The sequence below is a fragment of the Micromonospora sp. LOL_023 genome (assembly GCF_048060115.1).
Taxonomy (GTDB): domain Bacteria; phylum Actinomycetota; class Actinomycetes; order Mycobacteriales; family Micromonosporaceae; genus Micromonospora_E.
Genome location: NZ_JBHMIM010000197.1, coordinates 1 through 478, shown reverse-complemented (window position 1 = coordinate 478; position 478 = coordinate 1). Strand labels below are relative to the sequence as shown.

Sequence of the window (478 nt, the reverse complement as noted above, 5' to 3'; positions counted from 1 at the left end):
GGCACCGTTGTGGTGGAAGACCTCAACGTCACCGGCATGCTGCGCAACCGGCGGTTGGCTCGGCACGTCGCCGACGCCGGATTCGCGGAGATCCGCCGCCAGTTGGCGTACAAGACCGGATGGAACGGCGGCCGGCTTGTGGTGGCCGACCGCTGGTACCCGTCGAGCAAGACCTGCTCGGGCTGTGGCACGGTGAAAACCAAGCTGGCCCTGTCCGAGCGTGAATACCGGTGTGAGGCGTGCGGTCTAGTCATCGACCGTGACCGCAACGCCGCTGTGAACCTGGCCGCCCTTGCGGCGGCAACCGCCGGGAGTGGCCCGGTGGCAGCACGTGGAGCCGACCAGAAGACCCGCACACGCGGGCAGGTGGCCGTGAAGCGTGAACCCGGCACCGCTCAAGCGGATCAGACCGGGACCGTCCTACCGCAAGGCAGGACTACCAACCGTGCGCTCACTAAAGCCCACTGAGAGGTAACGG

1 protein-coding gene is annotated in these 478 nt (G+C 67.4%); it reads left to right on the top strand.

The window, feature by feature from the left end; genetic code table 11:
• Positions 1-468 (top strand): RNA-guided endonuclease TnpB family protein (locus tag ACFHVL_RS31445; RefSeq protein ID WP_416632260.1); only part of this gene is annotated, 468 nt, incomplete at its 5' end.
• Positions 469-478 lie beyond the last annotated feature (10 nt).